The following is a 19,596-nucleotide window of genomic DNA, read 5'->3' on the forward strand; positions in this document are numbered from 1 at the left end:
CAAGGTCATGGCCGGATCAGGTCTTCGGCACGTCGCGGTCGAGCGCGGTCAGCGAACCCATGCGATCGCCGGGCAGGCTCATCGTCGCGCAGGTGCCGGCTTCGACGTATTTCCAGGAGTTGCCCTGGTAGTCGACCTTGGAGGTGCCGGCGCAGGTCGTACCCGGACCAGCGGCGCAGTCGTTCTGGCCGGCCATGGCGACGCCGAAGCACTTTTCCTTCTCGGCGGCCTGTGCGCCGGTGGCGGACAGGGCGGCAAGGCCGGTGACAGCGAGAGCAACGGCGCCGGCGAGAGCGGATGCGTTGAAGGTGGTCTTGGTGGTCATGGTATTCTCCTCTGGAAAATGAAATCCGCATCTTCTCGTTGCGGACCGGTTCGTTCGTTCCGGTGAGGAGACATTCCCAAATGTGGCGATCAATTGGAAATCAATGGCACGTTATTCGGCGTCACTCCGGCGTGAGACTTTTTCGCGCATTTCTGACGGCTGCGTGATAACGCGGTGATAAGCCAGGCGTAGCAACCTGGTGGGGCGTCGATGCCAAACGAAAAGCCGGCGCGGATATCCGGCCGGCTTTATGGATAGGGATAAGGACTTCTTCGTCAGGCGATCAGGTCGACAAAATGGCCGACATCCTCCTCGCTGGTCGCAAAGCTGGTGACGAGGCGTATCAGGCGCTGATTGTCCTTCAGCATGTAGGGCTCGTCGACGGGAACCGGCCAGTCATAGAATTTCGCGCCGGCCTGCTCCGCCTTCCTGGCGGTGTCTTCGTCGAGAACGGCGAAGACCTCGTTCGATTGCGTCGGCCATGCCTGGTGTCCATGGGCACTCTTGTCCAGCCCCTCGCGCAGCCGATCGGCCATGGCGTTTGCGTGACCTGCAAGCTCCAGCCACAGGCCGTCCTTCAGGTAGGCGTCGAACTGGGCGGCGATGAAGCGGGTCTTGGAGAAGAGTTGTGCGCCGCGCTTGCGGATAAAGGGCAGGTCGCGTGCCATGTCGGGCTTGAAGAACACAAGCGCCTCGGCGCACCAGCAGCCGTTCTTGGTCGCGCCGAAGGAGAGCACGTCGACGCCGCGCTTCCAGGTCATTTCCGCCGGGGTGGCGCCGAGCGCGACGAGCGCATTGGCGAAACGGGCTCCGTCCATATGAAGAGGCAGTCCGTGTTCGGAGGCAATGGCGGAAATCGTCTCTATTTCCTGCAGGCTGTAAATGGTGCCGGCTTCTGTCGCCTGGGTGATGGTGACGGCCTGGGCGCGACCCTGATGCACGGCGTCCTGCGGAAAGCGGCGAATGGCGGCCTGCAGGCGTGCCGGGTCGATCTTGCCCTCGGGGCCGGGGACGGTGAACAGGCGCGATGCATTGGCGAAGAATTCCGGGGCGCCGCATTCGTCGGCGACCACATGTGCGTCGGAGTGGCAGAAGGTGACGCCGCCGGCCTTTTCTATGCTCGCGAGCGCGATCGAGTTGGCCGCGGTGCCGGTGCCGACGAAGAAGACGGCGGCTTCCCTTTCGAAGATTTCGTTGAACGTCTTTTCGACGTGACGGTCGAGGTCGCTCGTGCCGTAGGCGGCGGCGAAGCGGCCGGATTCCTTGAACAGGCGTTCGCTGATGGCGGGATGGGCGCCGGCCCAGTTGTCGGAGGCAAAGAACATGGAGGCGGGTCTCTCTGATGGTGGATCGTCGGCTTGCGGATATGTCAGGAAAGCGTCACGGTCTTGAGCCTTCGGTATACGCCATGTGACCAGGGTTTCAATCCCGGCACAGCTGCCGTCATTTTCGATGCAGATTTGCCATTGCGCAGAAGATGGCGTTGACGGAAGCTTGTTTCAGAAATGTCAGCATTCGAGAAAGCTTCGACCGCCAGAGCCTGCAGAATTTATTTCGAGGCTCTTGCGAAAAGCCCGGCTTTCTGTCATAGATTTATCGAAATTAGGTCAGCTTTGTTGTCCTAATTTCAGCCTTGCGGCAAAAATATCGCCAAGGGGCCTGACCATATCGACCGAAAACGCTATAGTCCTGACGATTGATCGGCGCCGACAACGGCATGCCTTCAGGGCCATTGTTAAGAGAGCGGCCGCAGGCTCATTGGATACCGTCCCGGCAGTGGATGGCTGCAGCTGGCTTCAAATGAATATTGCAAAGAGCCTGTAGACCCGGTTTTCCGGTGACCAGCACCCAACAGAAAGCCCGCATTTGCGGGCCGGCAGGAGGAATGACGATGACGAAGATGACGCCATCAGCGGCCATGGCACGCCAGGCGGCCGGTTCGACAGCCATCCGGACCGTTATGCGTGAAGCGGTGCGCGGCCTTCCGCCGAAGCAGGGTCTCTACGATCCGATCAACGAGCACGATGCCTGCGGCGTCGGCTTCGTCGCCCACATGAAGGGCCAGAAGTCGCATCAGGTCGTCAAGGACGGCCTGTTCATGCTGGAAAACCTGACGCATCGCGGCGCCGTCGGTGCCGATCCGCTGATGGGCGATGGCGCTGGCATTCTCGTGCAGATCCCCGACCGCTTCTTCCGTGAGGAAATGGCGGCGCAGGGCGTGACCCTGCCGAAGGCGGGCGAATATGCGGTCGGCTACTGTTTCATGCCGCAGGACGAAGAGCTTGCGGCACACTTCAAGGACATCATCACCGAAGTCGTCGCCGAGGAAGGCCAGGTCCTGCTCGGCTTCCGCGACGTGCCGGTCGACAACGCGTCGCTCTCCAAGGCCCCGGACATTGCCGCGACCGAACCGCGCCACGTGCAGGTTTTCATCGGCGCCGGCGAGGATTGCACCGCCAACATCGAATTCGAGCGCAAGCTGTTCATCCTGCGCAAGGTCATCTCCAACCGTATCTATGCGGAAGAGGCGGGCCGCGACCTCGGCTTCTACTTCGTGTCCCTGTCGACCTCGACAGTCGTCTACAAGGGCATGTTCCTGGCCTACCAGGTCGGCGCCTACTACAAGGACCTGAACGATCCGCGCTTCGAAAGCGCCGTCGCTCTCGTCCACCAGCGTTTCTCGACCAACACCTTCCCGTCCTGGAAGCTGGCGCACCCCTATCGCATGGTCGCCCATAACGGCGAAATCAACACGCTGCGCGGCAACGTCAACTGGATGGCCGCCCGCCAGGCGTCCGTGTCCTCGCCGCTCTTCGGCGACGACATCTCCAAGCTCTGGCCGATCTCCTATGAAGGCCAGTCGGACACCGCCTGCTTCGACAACGCGCTCGAGTTCCTCGTGCGCGGCGGCTACTCCATGGCCCATGCTGTGATGATGCTGATCCCGGAAGCCTGGGCCGGCAACCAGCTGATGGGCGAAGAGCGCAAGGCATTCTACGAATACCATGCCGCCCTGATGGAGCCGTGGGACGGACCTGCCGCTGTCGCCTTCACCGATGGCCGCCAGATCGGCGCGACGCTCGACCGTAACGGCCTGCGTCCGGCCCGCTATATCGTCACCAGCGACGACCGCGTCATCATGGCGTCGGAAGCGGGCGTGCTGCCGGTCAAGGAAGAGGACATCATCCAGAAGTGGCGCCTGCAGCCGGGCAAAATGCTGCTGATCGACATGGAAAAGGGCCGCATCGTCTCCGACGAGGAGATGAAGACGGAGCTTGCCTCCAGGCATCCCTACCAGAAGTGGCTGAGCCAGACGCAGCTGATCCTCGAGGACCTGAAGCCGGTGGAGCCGCGCGCGCTGCGCCGCGACGTGTCGCTGCTCGATCGCCAGCAGGCTTTCGGCTACACATCCGAAGACACCAAGATCCTGATGTCGCCGATGGCCACCACCGGCCAGGAGGCGATCGGCTCGATGGGCACCGACACGCCGATCTCGGCCATGTCGTCGAAGTCGAAGCTGCTTTACACCTATTTCAAGCAGAACTTCGCCCAGGTCACCAACCCGCCGATCGACCCGATCCGCGAAGAGCTGGTGATGAGCCTCGTTTCCTTCATCGGCCCGCGGCCGAACATTCTCGACCACGAGGGTGCGGCCAAGGCGAAGCGTCTGGAAGTGCGCCAGCCGATCCTGACGAACGGCGACCTCGAGAAGATCCGCTCGATCGGTCATACCGAGGACCGTTTCGACACCAAGACGCTCGACTTCACCTATGATGCCGAGCGTGGCGCCGAAGGCATGCCGGAAATGCTGGAGCGGCTCTGCGAGCGCGCCGAAGCGGCCGTTCGCGGCGGCTACAACATCATCGTGCTCTCCGACCGCCAGATCGGCCCGGACCGCATCGCCATCCCGGCGCTGCTGGCGACCGCCGCCGTGCATCACCACCTGATCCGCAAGGGGCTTCGCACCTCGGTCGGTCTCGTGGTCGAAACCGGCGAACCGCGCGAAGTGCATCACTTCTGCTGTCTCGCCGGTTACGGCGCCGAGGCGATCAACCCGTATCTCGCCTTCGACACGCTGCTCGACATGCATGCGCGCGGCGAGTTCCCGAAGGAAGTCGATGCCAGCGAAGTCGTCTATCGCTACATCAAGGCGATCGGCAAGGGCATCCTGAAGGTCATGTCCAAGATGGGCATCTCGACCTACCAGTCCTATTGCGGCGCGCAGATCTTCGATGCGGTCGGCCTTTCCAAGGCGCTGGTGGACCAGTACTTCTTCGGCACCGCGACGACCATCGAAGGCATCGGCCTGGAAGAGATCGCCCGCGAAACCGCCGATCGCCACTCCGCGGCCTTCGGTCGTGACCCGGTTCTCGCCGGCACGCTCGACGTCGGCGGCGAATATGCCTTCCGCATGCGCGGCGAAAGCCACGCATGGTCGCCGGATGCGGTCGCCGAACTGCAGCACGCCGTGCGCGGCAACGCCCAGGATCGCTACAAGGCGTTCGCCGACATGGTGAACGGCGAGGCGCTGCGCATGAACGCCATTCGCGGCCTGTTCAAGATCAAGGACGCCGCGGCGCTCGGCCGTACGCCTGTGTCGATCGACGAGGTCGAGCCGGCGACGGAAATCGTCAAGCGCTTCTCGACCGGGGCCATGTCCTTCGGCTCGATTTCGCGCGAGGCGCATACCACGCTCGCCATCGCCATGAACCGGATCGGCGGCAAGTCGAACACCGGTGAGGGCGGCGAGGAAGCCGACCGCTACATGCCGCTGTTCGACGGCTCGAAGAACCCGGAACGCTCCGCGATCAAGCAGATCGCCTCGGGCCGCTTCGGGGTGACGACCGAATATCTGGTCAACGCCGACATGCTGCAGATCAAGGTCGCGCAGGGCGCCAAGCCCGGCGAAGGCGGTCAGCTGCCCGGCCACAAGGTGGATGCGACGATCGCCAAGACCCGTCACTCGACCCCGGGTGTCGGCCTGATCTCGCCGCCGCCGCACCACGACATCTATTCGATCGAGGATCTGGCGCAGCTGATCTACGACCTGAAGAACGTCAACCCCGAGGCCGATGTCTCGGTCAAGCTCGTCTCGGAAGTCGGCGTCGGCACGGTTGCCGCCGGTGTGGCTAAGGCGCGGGCCGACCACATCACCATTTCCGGCTACGACGGCGGTACCGGCGCTTCGCCGCTGACCTCACTCAAGCATGCCGGCAGCCCCTGGGAAATCGGCCTTGCCGAAACCCAGCAGACGCTGGTGCTGAACGGCCTGCGTTCACGCATTGCGCTGCAGGTCGACGGTGGTCTCAAGACCGGTCGCGATGTCATCATCGGCGCGCTTCTCGGCGCCGACGAATTCGGCTTCTCGACCGCGCCGTTGATCGCGGCCGGCTGCATCATGATGCGCAAGTGCCACCTGAACACCTGCCCGGTCGGCGTCGCGACCCAGGACCCTGTCCTGCGCAAGCGGTTCAAGGGCGCGCCGGAGCACGTCGTCAACTACTTCTTCTTCATTGCCGAGGAAGTACGCGAGATCCTGGCGTCGATGGGCTACACGAAGCTCAACGACATCATCGGCGAATCCGGTCTCCTGGAAAAGGAAACCATGCTCGACTACTGGAAGACCCAGGGGCTCGATTTCTCCCGCATCTTCCACAAGGTCGATGCGCCGAAGGAGGCGACCCACTGGACCTCGCGCCAGCATCATCCGATCGACGACATTCTCGACCGCAAGCTGATCGAGAAGGCCATGCCGGCGCTGGAACGCAAGGAACCGGTCGCCTTCGAAATGCCGATCCGCAACGTCGACCGGTCCGCTGGCGCGATGCTGTCGGGCGAGCTGGCCAAGCGCTGGAACCACAAGGGCCTGAAGGACGACACGATCAACGTGACGCTGCGTGGCACGGCCGGACAGTCGTTCGGTGCGTTCCTCGCACGTGGCATCACCTTCGACCTGATCGGTGACGGCAACGACTATGTCGGCAAGGGACTTTCCGGTGGCCGCATCATCGTCCGTCCGCCGGAAAACACGAGGATCGTTCCGGAACAGTCGATCATCGTCGGCAACACCGTGCTCTACGGCGCGATCGAGGGCGAATGCTACTTCCGTGGCGTCGCCGGCGAACGCTTCGCGGTGCGCAACTCCGGCGCCGTCGCCGTCGTCGAAGGCGTGGGCGACCACGGCTGCGAATACATGACGGGCGGCGTCGTCGTCGTCATCGGCGAAACGGGACGCAACTTCGCGGCCGGCATGTCCGGCGGCGTGGCCTATGTTCTCGACGAAGCCGGCGACTTCTCGGCCCGCTGCAACATGGCGATGGTCGAGCTGGAGCCGGTGCCGGAAGAAGACGACATGCTGGAAAAGCTGCACCACCACGGCGGCGACCTCATGCACAAGGGACGCGTCGACGTTTCCGGAGACATGACGCGTCACGACGAGGAGCGTCTCTACCAGCTGATCTCGAACCATCTGCACTACACCGGTTCGGGACAGGCCAAGAAGATCCTGGATCACTGGGTCGAGTATCGTCCGAAGTTCCGCAAGGTCATGCCGGTCGAGTACCGCCGTGCGCTCGAAGAGATGGAACGCATGCGGATGGGCATCGCCGCCGAGTAACGAATACGGGCGGCGCCGGACGGGGGAACCGTTCGGGCGCCGCTTCCCATGCGCCGGCACGGCGTAGAGGCAACGTTTAAGATTTACGGAACGGATTATCACGATGGGCAAGGTTACTGGCTTTATGGAAATCGACCGGCAGGTGGCGAAGTATCAGCCCGCCTCCGACCGCATCCGGCATTTCCGCGAATTCACCATCCCGATGTCGGATCAGGAAGTGCAGAAGCAGGCGGCGCGCTGCATGGATTGCGGCATTCCCTACTGCCACGGCCCGACCGGCTGCCCGGTCCACAACCAGATCCCGGACTGGAACGACCTGATCTATAACGGCAACTGGAAGGAAGCGATCCGCAACCTCCATTCGACCAACAACTTCCCGGAGTTCACCGGCCGCGTCTGTCCCGCTCCCTGCGAGGAAGCCTGCACGCTGAACCTGGAAGACACGCCGGTCGCCATCAAGACCGTCGAGCAGGCGATCGCCGACAAGGCCTATGAACTGGGCTATATCGTCCCGCAGCCGGCGACGGTGAAGACCGGCAAGAAGGTCGCGATCATCGGCTCCGGCCCGTCCGGCATGGCTGCTGCCCAGCAGCTCGGCCGCGCCGGCCACGACGTTCACGTGTTCGAGCGCGAATCCAAGCCCGGCGGCCTGCTGCGCTACGGCATCCCGGACTTCAAGATGGAGAAGAACTTCATCGATCGCCGCGTCGAGCAGATCAAGGGCGAGGGCGTCACCTTCCATTGCGGCGTCAATGTCGGTGTCGACGTGACCGTCGAGAAGCTGCTCGCCGATCACGATGCAGTGCTTTACTGCGGTGGTTCGGAAACCCCGCGCGAAGCCGGCATTCCCGGTGTCGACCTGCACGGCGCCTATGACGCCATGCCCTACCTTGTCCAGCAGAACCGTCGTGTCGGCCGCGAAAACATCGACAGCGTCGGCTGGCCGTCCGAACCGATTCTGGCCGGCGGCAAGCATGTCGTCGTCGTCGGTGGCGGGGACACCGCGTCCGACTGCGTGGGCACCGCCTTCCGCCAGGGCGCGGTCAAGGTCACCCAGCTCGACATCCGCCCGATGCCGCCGGAGAAGGAAGACAAGCTCGCCGTCTGGCCCTACTGGGCGACCAAGATGCGTACCTCCTCCTCGCAGGCCGAAGGCGCGAACCGCGAATTCCAGGTCGCAACGCTCGAGTTCGTTGGCGAAGACGGCGTGCTGACCGGCGTGAAGTGCTGCAAGGTCGACGAGAAGCGCAAGCCGATCGCCGGTACGGAATTCGTCATCAAGGCCGACCTGGCATTCATCGCCATCGGCTTCCGCGGTCCCTTCTCGGACAGCGTGGTGAAGGAACTCGACGGAAAGCTGCAGCTCAATACCGACCGTCGCGGCTCGACCAACGTGGTTGCCAACGACCGGGACTACCGCACGTCGGTCGATCGCCTCTGGGTTGCCGGCGACGTTCGCCGTGGCCAGTCGCTGGTGGTCTGGGCGATCCGCGAAGGCCGTCAGGCTGCGCGCGCCATCGACGAAGCGCTGATGGGCAGCTCCGTCCTGCCGCGCTGACGGCGGCTTGCCGTTTTACTGCTGCCGGGGAAGGTCGTAATAGTCGACACGACCCGGCGGCGCGGACGTGGTGTCCGTGCTTTCCAGAAGAAGGTCGCGGGCCGTCAGTCCGCTGGAACCGGGATAGGGCGCTGCACCGAGCAGCGTCTTACCGCCGTCCAGTTCCGGATCGAACAGGCCGATCGGCGGCACCCGCGTGATTGCCGCCAGCTGCGACGGTGGCAGGCTCATGAGATCCGGGAGGCTCGACCCGCCGAGCAGCACGGAATTTCCGATGGAGGTGCCGCCCAGCAGACGGCGGATCGGCTTTTCGGCGTAAAAGGCGAGCTTTCGAAAGCCGGCATCGGTCATGTTGATGCCTTTCGGACCACGCAGGCGCACTTGCTGGCCATTGACGTCGGGACCGCTCATGACGAACTTGCCCGCGTCATCGACGTAACCATCCCAGATGTCGACGAACTCGCCGCCCATCTTGCCGACCTCGCGGCGGTAGATTTCATTGAGCTTGATCATGTCGGCCGACATGGAGGCATTGGGGAAAGACGGCAGGCCCATCCACATGACGGGGAGGCTCTTGCTGGTTGCCGTGCGCACCAGCGCCTGCACGCGCTGGATATATTCCTTCTGCCAATCCTCACTCAGCGGCTGCGGATTGCCGGCAACGCCACGAAGGGCCTGGCGATCGTTGGAGCCGACCATGATCACCACGATCGACGGTTCGACCTGTTCGATAAAGGACGGCAGTTTTGCCTGCCAGTCGTAGTAGTCGTTGCGGACAAGGCCGGAGGCCGCACTGGTGCGCGATTCGATATCGACATTCGGAACGTCGGCGAAGGCGTCTTCGAGGCCCTTCGCCAGGCCGCTCGCCATGAAATCGCCGGCCACCAGGACCTTGAAAACCGGACCGGTGTTCTCCACCGCCAACGCGTCGCCTGCCTTCTTGGCATCGGCACTGACGGGGGGCTTCGTCTCAATCTTGACGACGCTGCGGCGTACCGACTTGCGGCGAGGTTGGGGAACTTCCACCGGCGGCGGCTCAGGCTTTTGCCGTTTGCCGAACAGCAGTTGCAGGATGGTGCGCCGTTTGCCGACCTTTTCGGCGGCGAATGTTTCGGCCGAGGATACGAGACCCAGCGGCGCAGCGCACAGAAGGATGATGCCGAGGCGGAAGGAGATGCTTCTGCCCGGGTGCTTCGCCCGTCCCGTTCGTGCCTGGCCGTCAGTCAATCGATCCCTCCCGACCGGATGCAGGCGCATCCGCCAGCCCAGTCATAACAAAAGAAGCGGGGCCCCTGCCAGCCTCATTCTCCCGGAGCTTCCCCGAAGCCAAAAAAAGACCGGCCAGTGCGGCCGGTCTTTCAGTGACCTTCATTGCCAGAGGCCTAGCGGCGCAGGGCGTTCAAAAGCCGTTCGCTGGGCTCGCCGTCGGCCGTCAGGCCGAGCCGGTTCTGGATGGCAGCGATGGCGGCGCGTGAACCGGAGCCGATGTTGCCGTCGACTTCGCCGTCATAATAGCCGAGTTCCTTCATCCGGGTCTGCAGCTCGAATTTCTGCTTGACGTCCAGCGTTCCCGCCGGGCGCGGCCAGCGCTGCTGCATGCCGCCATAGCCCGCGATCTCGTCGGCGAGGAGGCCGACTGCAAGGGCATACTTGTCGGCGGCATTGTACTTCTTGATGACGAAGAAGTTGCGCACCATCAGGAAGCCCGGTCCGTTGGAACCGGCCGGCATCTTCAGTACGGCGCGGTCATCGGCGAAGCCGAAGCCCTTGCCGTTCGGACGGCTGAGGCCGAGGGCTGCCCATTGGGAGAGCGTCTTGGTCTGGCCTTCGTATTTCGACGCGCTGCGCGGAACGGCGACCTCGTATCCCCAGGTGCGGTGGCTTTCCCAGCCGTTCTTGGAGAGCAAGTTGGCCGAAGTGGCCAGCGCATCGGGAATGGAATTCCAGATGTCGCGATGGCCGTTGCCGTCCTCGTCGACCGCATAGAGCAGGTAACTGGTCGGAATGAACTGGGTGTGACCCATGGCACCGGCCCAGGAACCTGTCAGTCCCTTGGCCGAGACATCGCCGTTCTGCAGGATCTTCAGCGCTGCGATCAGCTGGGTCTTGGCGTATTTCGACCGCTTCGGATCCGCATAGGCAAGCGTTGCCAGCGCGCGCGGGACATAGTGAAGCCGTTCGGAGTTCTCGAGGACAGCCCCATAGCTGCTCTCCATCGACCAGATGGCCAGGAGGACCTGGCGCTCGATGCCGAAGCGCTTTTCGAGCTTGGTCAGTGTCGAGGCATATTTGACCGCCATCTCGCGGCCGATGCGCACGGTGTAGGGATTGACGTGCGAATCGACGTAATCCCATACTTGCGAGGTGAATTCGGGCTGGTAGTTCGCCTTTTGAAGGACGACCGGATCCGGGTCGGTCACGCCGGCAAAGGCGCGCTGGTAGGTCTTCTTTGAAATGCCGTTCTTGGCGGCTGTTTCATAAAATCCGTTGATCCAGCGCTGGAATTTTGCGTCTGCACGGGCTGCGCCGGCAAAACTCAGCGTGGTGGCGCCGACGATCAGCGCAACTGCGGCTTTTTTCAGAATTGTATTCACGAGGCTCATTCGGGTCTCCCGCCGGTCTGATTTAAAAATCGGGGGTGGTTTGCGGCCATTGTTTGACCTGACACGAAAACATACCGAAACATGGTCAACAAAATGTTTACCACGGATGCTAGGAAGTCATCACCATAATGTTGCCGTTGACTGCATGCGGGCTATCTTTTGCGGGCCCGGCTTTGTAAAACGCCCCGGAAAAACCTTTATTCATTGTTCAGCAGTGCCATATCCCTCTATCACGCCCGATTTCAACGAGGAGGACCGCGTGACCATCAAGAAAGTTCGCAAAGCCATTCTGCCTGTTGCCGGTCTCGGCACCCGCTTCCTGCCGGCGACCAAGACCGTACCGAAGGAAATGCTGACCGTCGTCGACAAGCCGGTCATCCAGTATGTCGTCGACGAGGCGGTCGAGGCGGGCATCGAGCATTTCGTTTTCGTGACGGGCCGCAACAAGGCGGTGATCGAGGATTACTTCGATATCCAGTTCGAACTGGAGCAGCTGCTGCGGGATCGCGGCAAGCGCACCGAGCTGTCGCTTCTCTCCGACCTTCGCCCGATGGCGGGCACCACGAGCTTTACCCGCCAGCAGGAGCCGCTCGGCCTCGGCCATGCGGTCTGGTGCGCCCGTGACATCGTCGGCAACGAGCCCTTCGCGCTGCTTCTTCCCGACATGGTGATGAAGCACGAGACGCCGTGCCTGAAGGGCATGGTCGATCTCTACGACCAGGCCGGCGGCAACATCATTTCCGTCGAGGAATGCGATCCGGAGCTGACTTACAAATACGGTATCGTCGGGATCGGCGAGCCGGTCGGAGAAGGCTTCCGGATCACCGAGATGGTGGAAAAGCCGCCGCGCGGCGAGGCGCCCTCGAACCTGTTCATCAACGGCCGCTATATCCTGCAGCCGGAGATCTTCCAGATTCTCGAGCGGCAGGAGCCGGGCGCCGGCAATGAAATCCAGCTGACCGACGCAATGCTGAAGCTTGCCAAGGAGCAGGATTTCTCGGCCTACCACTTCAAGGGCGAGACCTATGACTGCGGCGCCAAGGACGGCTTCATCCTGGCGAACGTTGCGTTCGCCCTGCAGCGGGACGACATCCGTCCGTCGGTTGCCGAGAAGTTCAAGGCGATGGCGGCGAAGCTGTAAGGTTCGACGCATATCCTGAAAAGCGGGCCGCGCGGAGAGATCTGCGCGGCCTTTTCGTTCAGCGTTTCAGCGTCAGGCCGATTTTGGCGGTCAGGTCTTCGACGTCCGAGCCGGTCTGGTTGTCGGTGTACTGGTAGGTGACATCGCCGCCGAGTTCGAGATAACGGCTGAGCGACCAAGTCAGGCCTCCGCCGACGGACCAGATGAACTGATTGGTGCCCGTGCTGTCGGATGGATAGGCCCGGAACGTCGTGTTGCCGGTCAGCCTGGCGACGAGATCGTCGCGGATCTCTCGGCTCAGAGTGTTGTTCATGGTGTAGAGCGTCGAGCCGCTGACCGCCCCGCTCGACGACGGTTCGACCTTCGTGGTCAGCGTCGTCGCAAGCGTCGTGCCGCGCATCGGTGACCAGAGCAGCTTGCCTTCCACCTTCAGCCCGCTGATCGTGTCCAGCCGGTCGTCGTCGAAATCGCTGAGCTCGTAGCCCGCGGCAAGTTCGCCGCTCAACTTCTCGCCACCGTCAAACTCCACGCCGGCGACGGCGCTATAGGTGTTGTAGGAACGCCTGTAGCCTGCGGAATCCTCGGTCTTGTCGTAGAATGTCCGGCCGGCGGATGCCTCGAGGAACGGTATCAGCGCCGGCGACAGTTCGTATCCGAGCCTGGCGGTGCCGGTCACGGTGTCGGCATTGCGGTCGCTCTGCGAGAGGGACGTGCCGTCGGCAAGCTTGGCCGCCGTGTAGATCGTCCGCGACAGGTCCAGACCGGCCGTGCCGCGCAGGATGCCGATGTCGTGGCTGGCCTCGATTCCGGTCGAGAATGTATGAACACCGGACTGCGCCGTCGCACCTGTGATGGCGTTCGGGTCGTTCGCGTCTTCCCGCTGGAAGTCGTATCCCGCTTTCAGGGTGACGGTCGTGTCATTGGACAGGTCGAGACGCAGTTCTGCGTCCAGCGAGGCGGAGGGGTTTTCCTCCAGTTCGCCGTTCAGGTTTTTCTGCCAGATGCCATCACCGGTGATCGTCAGCTGATGCAGTGACCAGTCAGAGGTCAGCGTGCCCTTCAGCTCCGTCTCAAGGTAGTTGCGCTTCCGGTTGTCCGTGTCGGATTTCTGCTGCTCATACCCATAGGATTGGCTGAGCGAAGTGCGCAGTCTCATGGTGCCGAGCGATATTCCGTCGTCATCGGCTTTCGGTGTGCTGGCCGTTTTCAGATTGTCGACTGTGCCTTCGCGCAGGTTCTGCCGTCGAAGCTCCTGGATCTGCGCCGTATCCAGCGATGACGGGTCGATGGCATCACTGTCGGCCGTGGCGGGGGCGAGGGTCTCCGCGCGCGCCGCTGTCCCTGTTGCCGTCGCGCCAGTTCCGGCCGTGGCCGTTCCGGAGGCCGTGCCCGCGCTGGAGGTCGTGGCGTCGTCGAAGGAAAGCGTCGAGGTCGATGTCTGGAAATCGTCGGTGACGTCGCTGCCGTCGTCCGGTGCCGTCTGGGCATTGGCAGGGGAACCGACGGCTGTCAGCATGCAGAGTGCCGCCACAGCGAAACGCTGTGCGGAACCGGGTCCCGCCGGACCGGCAGGTTTGCTGCGATGCTTCGCCATAACTGTCTGATTGCTTCCCGAACGCGAAAATGACTTAGCAAACCGTAAAACCATATGGTTAATGTTCGGTTTAGTGTTGGGCGTTCACAGCGGCATGCAATAGATGTTGGACAGCCGACACAGAAAGCGCTAACGCTCGTCGCCATGATCAAGACGGCTTTGAAAATTGAAGAGGCCGACGCGCTCGCGTCCGCCATTCGGACCCTCACCACCGAGCGCGATGGCCTGACGGCGCTGATCGACGTGCTGGAAAGCGATCTGGCGGAAAGCTTCCTGTCGGCGGTGCGGCTGATCGGCGAGTTGCCGGGCAGGGTGATCATCACCGGCATCGGCAAGAGCGGCCATATCGGCACCAAGATCGCCGCAACGCTCGCCTCCACCGGCACGCCGTCCTTTTTCGTCCATCCGGTCGAGGCCAATCACGGCGATCTCGGCATGATCACGCCGAGCGACGTGATCATTGCGCTCTCCTGGAGCGGCGAGACGGCGGAGCTGCAGGGCATCGTCGCCTATTCCCGGCGTTTTTCCATTCCGCTGATCGCCATCACGTCCGGTGCGAATTCGGCGCTGGCACGGGCCTCTGATATCGTGATCTGCCTGCCGAAGGCGCAGGAGGCCTGCCCGCACGGGCTGGCGCCGACGACATCGGCACTGCTGCAGCTAGCAATCGGCGACGCTTTGTCGATTGCGCTGCTGGAAGCGCGCGGCTTCAGCGCGCTCGATTTCAAGACCTTCCATCCGGGTGGCAAGCTCGGCGCGAGCCTCACCCATGTCGGGGACATCATGCACACCGGCGACCGCGTACCGCTGGTCGCGGCGGGTACGTCCCTGCCGGAAGCGGTCTCTACGCTCTCGAAGAAGCGTTTCGGTTGCGTCGGCGTGGTCGGCGAGGACGGCAAGCTCTGCGGTATCATGACCGAGGGCGACATGGCCCGCAACCTGCACCGCAATCTGTCGGAGCTGATGGTCGACGACATCATGACCCGGACCCCGAAGACGGTGAAGGCCGCGACGCTGGTTGCCAACGCCACGGCCCTTCTCAATCAGCTCGGTATTTCCGCCCTCATCGTCATTGACGACGATGGACGGCCCGAAGGCATCATTCACTTCCACGATCTCTTCCGGATCGGGGTCGTCTGATCAGGCTACCGGTTCGACCTTGAGGTCTCGGCCGTGGCTTGAGACCACCTTGACCGAGGTTCCCGACGGCAGATCCGGTCCCATCACAGACCAGTAGGTATCATCCAGCCTGATGCGCCCACGACCGTTGGCGATCGGCTCGGCGAGCGTGGCCGTGCGCCCGACAAGGCTTTCGCCGCGCTGGTTCAGGAAGGGTTCGTCAGTCGGCCGGTTGGTGCGCGAGAACAGGCGCCGGCCAAGGATAATGGCGACCATGGACAGGGCGGCGAAGACCAGAAGCTGGATCTGCCACATCCAGATCGGATTGTCCCACAGACCGAGCGACAGAACACCGGTAACGATGGCCGCGGCGCCGATCCAGATCAGGAAGAACCCTGGCAGGGCGAGTTCCGCGGCAAGCAGGATGAGGCCGAGAATCCACCAGCTCCACGGGCCGAATGAGACCGCGAGACCGACGATCATGGCTTATTCCTCCCGCGGCGGCATGTTGAAGGGATTGACCGGCGGCGCGGTGCGGGCCGGGCGGGGCTGCGGCGCCGCTCCCGAGGAGGCCGGCGCGTCGCCGAACACTTCCCTGGCGATCGCGCCGATGCCGCCGAGCGTGCCGATCAGCGAAGAGGCTTCCATCGGCATCAGCACGATCTTGGAATTGCTGGCCGAGCCGATCGCCTGCATGGCTTCGGTGTATTTCTGGGCGACGAAATAGTTGATCGCCTGCACGTCGCCGGCGGCAATCGCCTCGGACACCATGCGGGTGGCCTTGGCTTCCGCTTCGGCCAAGCGCTCGCGAGCCTCGGCCTCACGGTATGCCGCTTCACGCTGGCCTTCCGCCTGCAGGATCGCCGACTGCTTTGCGCCTTCCGCCCGGAGGATCTGCGCGTTACGGGAGCCTTCGGCTTCCAGAACCTGGGCGCGCTTTTCGCGCTCGGCCTTCATCTGCCGGCCCATCGCATTGACGAGGTCGGTCGGCGGCTGGATGTCCTTGATCTCGACGCGGGTGATCTTGATGCCCCACGGGCTCGCGGCTTCGTCGACGACGCGCAGCAGGCGGTCGTTGATCGTCTCGCGGTTCGACAGGAGTTCGTCGAGGTCCATCGAGCCCATGACAGAACGGATGTTCGTCATCGTCAGGTTGAGGATGGCGAGCTCGAGATTGGCGACCTGGTAGGCGGCCTGGGCGGCGTTCAATATCTGGTAGAAGGCGACGGCGTCGGCGGAGACGCTGGCGTTATCCCTGGTGATGACTTCCTGCGTGGGAACGTCGAGCACCTGCTCCATGACGTTCAGGCGCGCGCCGATGCGGTCAATGAACGGGACGATCAGATGCAGGCCGGGATCGAGCGTGCGCGTGTAGCGGCCGAACCGCTCGATCGTGTACTTGTTGCCCTGCGGCACGGTCTTGACGCCCGCGAAGACGACCAGAATGACGAGTACGACAAGCGCGATGACGACGATGTCGAAACCGGTAAAACTCATGACAACCTCCCCTGAACCCCAGGCATAAGAATTCAACTAGAGTTCAAATGGTATGGATTGTTCGCGAACACAAGATGAAATCGGCAGGGAGCATAATCGGTTGCGGCGATCCCGCAGGATCGCGGCATGCCGGATTCGTCGTCTATTCTTGCCGTCCGGCCAGCCAGATACAGCTCAAGCGGCGCCAGCCTTTCGCCGAAACTGGCCTGGCGTGAGGCCGGTTTCCCGGGCGAAGACCGAGCGGAAGAAGGCCATGTCCGAAAACCCTGTCTGCCCGGCAATTACCTCGAGCGGCATGTGGCTTTCGGCAAGCAGACTTTTCGCCTTTTCGATCTTCCGCAGCTGCAGATACTTGACCGGCGTGACGCCGTAGTTCGCCTCGAAATGCCGATGGAAGCTGCGCAGGCTCATGCCGCAGAAGTCTGCCATCTCCGCGACGGAGGGGCTGTCGGGGTGCCGACGCTCGATCTCTGCTTCCAGCGCCGCGAACCTGCCGGCATCCTTCGGAGGCGCGGTGAGATGGACGGCATAGAGCGATTGCTTCTGCCGGATGGTGTCCGCCAGGAGATGCCGGCCGAGCCGCAGGGAGAATTCGCGGCCACAGGTCTTGCGGACGATGTGGAGACATAGATCGACGGCGGAGAGCAGTCCGCCGGCGGTGACGACGTCGCCGTGGTCGATCAGCATTTCCCGGCCGTTCCAGCGAACCGCCGGGAAGCGTCTTGCCGCATAATCGATGCGTGACCAGTGGGTGGTCGCTTCCCGGTCCTTGAGAAGGCCCGCCTCAGCCGTCAGGAGGGCGCCGAGGCAGGCGGACGCGATGACGGTGCCTGCGTCATGGGCGGCCTGGATCATGGCGATGTCCTTGTCGCGAAGTGCGGTCTCCTCGGAAAAGTCCTCGATAGGCGGGATCACGAGATAGGAGCCCGGTGTCATGTCCGTCATGGGCTGCAGGTTGATCTGTCCGTTCTCCCATTGGTGGTGTCTGTTGGCACCGACCAAACGGACGTCGAATAACAGCTCGCCGGAAATGCGATTGGCCAGTCTGAACACCGACTGGCAGAGCAGCGCGTAGCTGACCGCCGCATGCTTGTGGAACAGGATGGCGATGCTGGTCGAGTTTGGCATTAATCACTCCAATAATGGCGAATTGGCCAATTGTGCATTCGTTGTGCCGTTATAAGATTTTGGCATTATTCTATCAAAGGAGTTGAAAATGCCAAACCAGAATTTCGTCGTCACGCTGATCAATGGACCAACGGTCCTGATCGAGTTCAGGGGCTTGCGGTTTCTGACTGATCCCACCTTCGACCACGCCGGATGCGAATATCATGGTGCCGTCACGCTCCGGAAAACCTCGGACCCGGTCATCGACCCGGGCTCGCTCGGTCCGATCGACGCTGTGCTGCTCAGCCACGACCAGCACAAGGACAATCTCGACGATTCAGGGCGGCAATTCCTCGAAAGCGTGCCTCTGGTGCTGACCACGGAGGTCGGCGCCGGGCGGTTGGGCGGTGCCGCCAGGGGGCTCGCGGTGTGGGACCATGTCGAGTTGACGGCGCCCGATGGCAGTACCGTCCGTGTGACCGCGACACCGTGCCGCCACGGACCGGCGGGCATTGAGCCGATCTCCGGCGACGTCATCGGCTTCATGATCGAGGCCGACGGCGTGAATCCGGTCTATGTGACGGGTGACACGGTCTATTATGAGGGCGTGGCCGAGGTCGCTCGCCGCTTTTCGCCCGGCCACATCATTGCGTTCACCGGTGCCGCCCAGGCGCGTGGCCCGTTCGACCTGACGATGTCGGTCAATGACGTGCTCGACACGGCGCATGCCTTCAAGGATGCGCTGGTCATTCCGGTCCACAACGAAGGATGGGAGCACTTCACGGAAACCGCTGACGTGCTGGTCGAGGCATTTACGACCTTCGGGATCAGCGACCGGCTGCGGACGATCGGACGCGGCGAGCGTGTGGCGCTCGCCTGAGACGAGAGGTGGTCAGACCCAGCCCTGCAGTTCCCGCCGGACGACATGTTCGAGGACGCGCATGCCGTCCTCGCTGTCGTTCAGGCAGGGGATGTGGGTGAATTTCTCGCCGCCATTCTCGATGAAGATGTGGCCGGCTTCTCCGGCGATTTCCTCGAGCGTTTCCAGGCAGTCGGACACGAAGCCGGGGTTCATCACCGCGATCCGTTTCACGCCTTCCTGGGCGAGCTTTTCCACCGTCTTGTCGGTGTAGGGCTGCAGCCACTCCTCCGGCCCGAAGCGGGACTGGAAGGTGATCATCAGCCGGTCACCCATGCCAAGCTTCTCGCGCAGCAGGCGAGCCGTCTTCATGCAGTGGCAGTGATAGGGGTCGCCCTTCTTGAAGTAGGACTGCGGAATGCCGTGGAACGAGGTGATGATCTTCTCCGGTTCCCAGTCCAGTGTCGCGAGGTGGCTGGTGACGGAATTGGCCAGCGCCTCGATGTAGACCGGGTCGTCGTGATAGGCCGGCACGGTGCGCAGCGCCGGCTGCCAGCGCATCTGCTGCAGTTTCTCGAAGGCCTTGTCATTGACGGTTGCCGTCGTCGATGCGGCATATTGCGGATAGAGCGGGAAGAGCAGGATCTTCTCGCAGCCGGCCTGCTGCAGCGCGTCTATCTTCGAGGCGATCGACGGCTGGCCGTAGCGCATGGCCCAGTCCACCGTCACGTTCGGCAGATCGGCGAGCGCAGTCGCCATCTTCTCGCCCTGGCTGCGCGTGTAGGTCCGCAGATAGCTTTCGTTGCGATCCTTGTTCCAGATCGACTCATAGGCCTTGCCGACCTTGCCCGGACGACGATTGAGAACGATGCCGTAAAGGATCGGGTACCAGAAGAGCCGCGACCACTCGATGACACGCCGGTCGGTCAGGAACTCTTCCAGATAACGGCGCATGGACTTGAAATCGGTGCCGTCCGGCGTTCCCAGATTGACGAGCAGGACGCCGACCTTACCGAATTTGACGGGCGGGTGATCGGACGGGAGCGCGGAGGAAGCGGTGAGCATTTCGATATCAGTCCTTTGACGGAGTCATGTGTAGGCTATCTAGAAAGAAAATCCGGCCCGGCAAAGCCCGGGCCGGACATTTGTCTGTCCTTATTACGGTCGGTTCCGGCGT

The 19,596-nt window shown here is 62.7% G+C and carries 14 protein-coding genes; 5 read left to right on the forward strand and 9 right to left on the reverse strand.

Annotated features, from left to right (window positions below):
• Window positions 1-16 precede the first annotated feature (16 nt).
• Both ACU5AZ_RS13155 and ACU5AZ_RS13160 read right to left on the reverse strand, forming a co-directional pair.
• On the reverse strand, window positions 17-325 hold the full coding sequence (locus ACU5AZ_RS13155) for a BufA1 family periplasmic bufferin-type metallophore (protein ID WP_446822811.1): 309 nt from the start codon (window positions 323-325) through the stop codon (window positions 17-19).
• A gap of 275 nt (window positions 326-600) precedes the next feature.
• Window positions 601-1,650 carry a threonine aldolase family protein gene (locus tag ACU5AZ_RS13160; protein WP_446822812.1) on the reverse strand — a complete coding sequence of 350 codons (1,050 nt, stop codon included), beginning with the start codon at window positions 1,648-1,650 and terminating at the stop codon, window positions 601-603.
• A gap of 593 nt (window positions 1,651-2,243) precedes the next feature.
• Between ACU5AZ_RS13160 and gltB the strand changes: the two genes are divergently transcribed.
• Together gltB and ACU5AZ_RS13170 are read left to right on the forward strand one after the other, a co-directional pair.
• Window positions 2,244-6,941: a glutamate synthase large subunit gene (gltB, locus tag ACU5AZ_RS13165; protein WP_446826009.1), complete on the forward strand. Its 4,698-nt coding sequence runs from the start codon at window positions 2,244-2,246 to the stop codon at window positions 6,939-6,941.
• A gap of 103 nt (window positions 6,942-7,044) precedes the next feature.
• Complete coding sequence (locus ACU5AZ_RS13170) at window positions 7,045-8,499, forward strand: glutamate synthase subunit beta (protein ID WP_446822813.1); 1,455 nt, start codon at window positions 7,045-7,047, stop codon at window positions 8,497-8,499.
• 15 nt (window positions 8,500-8,514) lie between these two features.
• Here the strand turns inward: ACU5AZ_RS13170 and ACU5AZ_RS13175 are convergent, their stop codons facing one another.
• Entirely contained in the window at window positions 8,515-9,726 is a 1,212-nt protein-coding gene (locus ACU5AZ_RS13175) for an SGNH/GDSL hydrolase family protein (RefSeq protein ID WP_446822814.1), read from the reverse strand.
• 155 nt (window positions 9,727-9,881) lie between these two features.
• A complete protein-coding gene (locus tag ACU5AZ_RS13180; RefSeq protein ID WP_446822815.1) occupies window positions 9,882-11,102 on the reverse strand; it encodes a lytic murein transglycosylase in 1,221 nt (406 codons plus the stop codon).
• A 259-nt stretch (window positions 11,103-11,361) separates the two neighbouring features.
• Between ACU5AZ_RS13180 and galU the strand changes: the two genes are divergently transcribed.
• Window positions 11,362-12,243 carry a UTP--glucose-1-phosphate uridylyltransferase GalU gene (galU, locus tag ACU5AZ_RS13185; RefSeq protein WP_446822816.1) on the forward strand — a complete coding sequence of 294 codons (882 nt, stop codon included), beginning with the start codon at window positions 11,362-11,364 and terminating at the stop codon, window positions 12,241-12,243.
• Between the two features lie 58 nt (window positions 12,244-12,301).
• Here the strand turns inward: galU and ACU5AZ_RS13190 are convergent, their stop codons facing one another.
• Complete coding sequence (locus ACU5AZ_RS13190) at window positions 12,302-13,759, reverse strand: outer membrane beta-barrel protein (RefSeq protein WP_446822817.1); 1,458 nt, start codon at window positions 13,757-13,759, stop codon at window positions 12,302-12,304.
• A 222-nt stretch (window positions 13,760-13,981) separates the two neighbouring features.
• Between ACU5AZ_RS13190 and ACU5AZ_RS13195 the strand changes: the two genes are divergently transcribed.
• Complete coding sequence (locus tag ACU5AZ_RS13195; protein ID WP_446822818.1) at window positions 13,982-14,977, forward strand: KpsF/GutQ family sugar-phosphate isomerase; 996 nt, start codon at window positions 13,982-13,984, stop codon at window positions 14,975-14,977.
• Here ACU5AZ_RS13195 and ACU5AZ_RS13200 read toward each other — a convergent pair whose 3' ends face one another.
• From ACU5AZ_RS13200 to ACU5AZ_RS13210, 3 genes are all read right to left on the reverse strand, one after another.
• Window positions 14,978-15,439, reverse strand: coding sequence for an NfeD family protein (locus tag ACU5AZ_RS13200; protein ID WP_446822819.1), 462 nt, complete (start codon window positions 15,437-15,439; stop codon window positions 14,978-14,980).
• Between the two features lie 3 nt (window positions 15,440-15,442).
• The gene (locus tag ACU5AZ_RS13205; protein WP_446822820.1) at window positions 15,443-16,453 is read right to left on the reverse strand and encodes an SPFH domain-containing protein; all 1,011 of its coding nucleotides are present in this window, start codon (window positions 16,451-16,453) and stop codon (window positions 15,443-15,445) included.
• Window positions 16,454-16,627: 174 nt separating this feature from the next.
• Entirely contained in the window at window positions 16,628-17,581 is a 954-nt protein-coding gene (locus ACU5AZ_RS13210) for a GlxA family transcriptional regulator (RefSeq protein WP_446822821.1), read from the reverse strand.
• Window positions 17,582-17,669: 88 nt separating this feature from the next.
• Between ACU5AZ_RS13210 and ACU5AZ_RS13215 the strand changes: the two genes are divergently transcribed.
• The gene (locus tag ACU5AZ_RS13215; RefSeq protein WP_446822822.1) at window positions 17,670-18,440 is read left to right on the forward strand and encodes an MBL fold metallo-hydrolase; all 771 of its coding nucleotides are present in this window, start codon (window positions 17,670-17,672) and stop codon (window positions 18,438-18,440) included.
• Between the two features lie 12 nt (window positions 18,441-18,452).
• Here the strand turns inward: ACU5AZ_RS13215 and hemH are convergent, their stop codons facing one another.
• Complete coding sequence (gene hemH / locus ACU5AZ_RS13220) at window positions 18,453-19,484, reverse strand: ferrochelatase (RefSeq protein WP_446822823.1); 1,032 nt, start codon at window positions 19,482-19,484, stop codon at window positions 18,453-18,455.
• Between the last annotated feature and the right edge of the window lie 112 nt (window positions 19,485-19,596).

Source organism: Rhizobium sp. PAMB 3182 (assembly GCF_052908355.1).

Coding starts and splice junctions, on each gene's coding strand:
- ACU5AZ_RS13195 (WP_446822818.1), top strand. CDS start 13,982: ATGATCAAGACGGCTTTGAAAATTGAAGAGGCCGACGCGCTCGCGTCC.
- hemH (WP_446822823.1), bottom strand. CDS start 19,484: ATGCTCACCGCTTCCTCCGCGCTCCCGTCCGATCACCCGCCCGTCAAA.
- ACU5AZ_RS13205 (WP_446822820.1), bottom strand. CDS start 16,453: ATGAGTTTTACCGGTTTCGACATCGTCGTCATCGCGCTTGTCGTACTC.
- ACU5AZ_RS13210 (WP_446822821.1), bottom strand. CDS start 17,581: ATGCCAAACTCGACCAGCATCGCCATCCTGTTCCACAAGCATGCGGCG.
- ACU5AZ_RS13155 (WP_446822811.1), bottom strand. CDS start 325: ATGACCACCAAGACCACCTTCAACGCATCCGCTCTCGCCGGCGCCGTT.
- ACU5AZ_RS13180 (WP_446822815.1), bottom strand. CDS start 11,102: ATGAGCCTCGTGAATACAATTCTGAAAAAAGCCGCAGTTGCGCTGATC.
- gltB (WP_446826009.1), top strand. CDS start 2,244: ATGGCACGCCAGGCGGCCGGTTCGACAGCCATCCGGACCGTTATGCGT.
- ACU5AZ_RS13215 (WP_446822822.1), top strand. CDS start 17,670: ATGCCAAACCAGAATTTCGTCGTCACGCTGATCAATGGACCAACGGTC.
- ACU5AZ_RS13190 (WP_446822817.1), bottom strand. CDS start 13,759: ATGCTGACAGCCGTCGGTTCCCCTGCCAATGCCCAGACGGCACCGGAC.
- ACU5AZ_RS13160 (WP_446822812.1), bottom strand. CDS start 1,650: ATGTTCTTTGCCTCCGACAACTGGGCCGGCGCCCATCCCGCCATCAGC.
- ACU5AZ_RS13200 (WP_446822819.1), bottom strand. CDS start 15,439: ATGATCGTCGGTCTCGCGGTCTCATTCGGCCCGTGGAGCTGGTGGATT.
- ACU5AZ_RS13170 (WP_446822813.1), top strand. CDS start 7,045: ATGGGCAAGGTTACTGGCTTTATGGAAATCGACCGGCAGGTGGCGAAG.